General features: G+C 56.2%; 1 protein-coding gene and 1 pseudogene. Both read right to left on the bottom strand.

Features of this window, described 5'->3' with window-relative positions:
* Positions 1 to 513 precede the first annotated feature (513 nt).
* Positions 514 to 1,719 carry a hypothetical protein gene (locus tag GWC77_RS27480; protein WP_173262565.1) on the bottom strand — a complete coding sequence of 402 codons (1,206 nt, stop codon included), beginning with the start codon at positions 1,717 to 1,719 and terminating at the stop codon, positions 514 to 516.
* A gap of 279 nt (positions 1,720 to 1,998) precedes the next feature.
* A pseudogene (locus tag GWC77_RS27475) lies at positions 1,999 to 2,126 on the bottom strand (IS256 family transposase); the annotation flags it as partial.

The following is a 2,126-nucleotide window of genomic DNA, read 5'->3' as shown; positions in this document are numbered from 1 at the left end:
TGGGCCATCTTCGGGATGTCATGCCGGCGCGCGGCGTTGTGCTTGTGGGGCATGCATGGGCTTCCAGCAGGACGGACCGCGATTCTATTACTCCCGTCTTTCGTTTGCCTATCCGTGCACCAACGCCTGTCGGAACACACGAAACACTGGCGCAATCGGGACGCGTTCATATACAACCAGTTGTTCACTTCATCCACAAGATTGAGGTTTAGTTCGCACTGGTGGAAAGTAAAGTCTGGTACAGCGGCCAAAAGAATTACCGATTTACGAGCCTTTGAATTGGGGAACGATGTCTCAACTTCCCTTCGTGGGACGCCAGGCGCCGGTTTCCGCGTGATGCATCTGGCGATGGACGCCGAGGGTAACGTGCTGGCCGTGGAGGCCCGGCGTGAGTCGTGATGCCCTGAAACGGATGAGACAGACAGTGCCGGGATGGCGGCTACCTCGTCAGACGTTCAGGTCACTGGTCGAACTGGCCGATCAATGCAATCCCACGATACGTCGACAGCATCCTCAGGTTTTGATGTTTAGTAGTGCTTGAGACGCACCCTGAATTTCGTTGATTGTTGCATCGCTGGTCGCCGCTTTGACGTTCAACCCGAAATTGCGCGCGACACCCGCGCCTCGGATCTGGCTCCCAAGATGTGCCCTTTCCCGTGCGTGCGGATCTGCGGCCAAAATTCCCGCTTGCTTTGCTTCAGAAATGAACGCGTCGCTAAGGACGGGCATTGGGGAATGAGCATTCTTTACGGCGGCGTGATTCCAATTCGGCTTGGTTGCGGCCTTCTGCAATAAAGTGGTTCGCTCCTTGGCAACACCGCGAAAGTGTTTCATGACGCTCTTGTTGGCCTGCATGCCAGTTGCCATTTTTTCGACGCCTTGTGCAAATACTTTGCTGCCTTCCGGGGTAAGGCTCAGTTCCTCTTTGATGTTCTCGGAACCCGACTCGCGGCGCGAATCTTCCGCCAGCACAGCGGGCCCCTCCGCCCAACTGTCGAATACTACTTCCCGCCCTTTGCCGCGGGCGGCATCGATACGACCCCACATATGCGGAAACGGAGTGTCCGATGAAACCGCGTGGGCTATCTGCCCTTGCTGCATTCTGGCGGCGTGTTGAGCCAAGCCCAACAAGGCGTGCGAGTCGCACTGACCGCTCTCATTGACTTTGGCTCCTGCCGCCAGAGCCATTTTACTAGCGAGCGGCTGCGAGTTATCCGGGCCGAATCGCGTCAGCTCCGCAGTGGGTATAACGCTCTTGAAAGCCGCGATATTTTTTGGAGAATCTTGATTTTGCAACGCCTCAAGCACGCGATCTTTGCCTGTGATTACTGCGTACGAGCGGCCAGCTGCGTCGAAATTGGTGTTCTCGTTATCTATAATGACATTACCGCGGCCCTTGTTTAACGCAGTGCGCGTTTCATCCATGGTTTTCTGCGCGTCAAGCAAGGCTTTCACCTCATCTCCGTCTATCGTTTTGCGCATCGATGAGCGCGCGTATAGATAGCCCGCTAGCGGCAATTCTGCGCGGCGTATCGTTGTCGGCTGTGCGATGGGCGAGGCAACAGCGACAGGGCGTGCTTGGAGACCATTCAAGACGCCATTGGAAACTTCGTGAGGCGCCTTCTCAGGGTGCGGCTTTGATCCCGGGGTAGCAGTACCCGCGGGCTTTTCCGCCTCGGGAACTGCGGATCGTCGAAACCATGCAGTCAGGCGTTCCATGATTCCCTTCCGTGGCGGTAACCAATGCGATTTGAATATCAGACGAGCACAGGAAGAAAGTGGCGAACACCGCGAAAAATCGACGCTATACGCGAAGGGATTCGTTGGACAGGGGGTCTTGTATCAATCCGCGAGAGCGTGCAAAATTTGGGGAGGTCGATTTCTTCATCGACTCCCTGGTCTACGGCATGGTTGAACGGTCTGTTCTGCCCGTTGGCCGCTGCCTGCGGGAGTGTCAGAATTTCCGTGTTCAAGGCGGGGGTGAGATTCACACGGATGGGGTCGAACGAATCGATCCGCGTAAAGGATAGCGAATTGGTTCATGGCCTGCTTCCAATCGTGAGCGGAGCGGCTCCATCCGGCTGTGATATTGCGCAGGGCAAGCCAGATAAGTTTTGTGGCGGCGT

The sequence above is a fragment of the Paraburkholderia sp. NMBU_R16 genome (genome assembly GCF_013282575.1).
Taxonomy (GTDB): Bacteria; Pseudomonadota; Gammaproteobacteria; order Burkholderiales; family Burkholderiaceae; genus Trinickia.
Note: the sequence above shows the minus strand (reverse complement) of the source record. Positions and strands in the feature narration are given on the sequence as shown.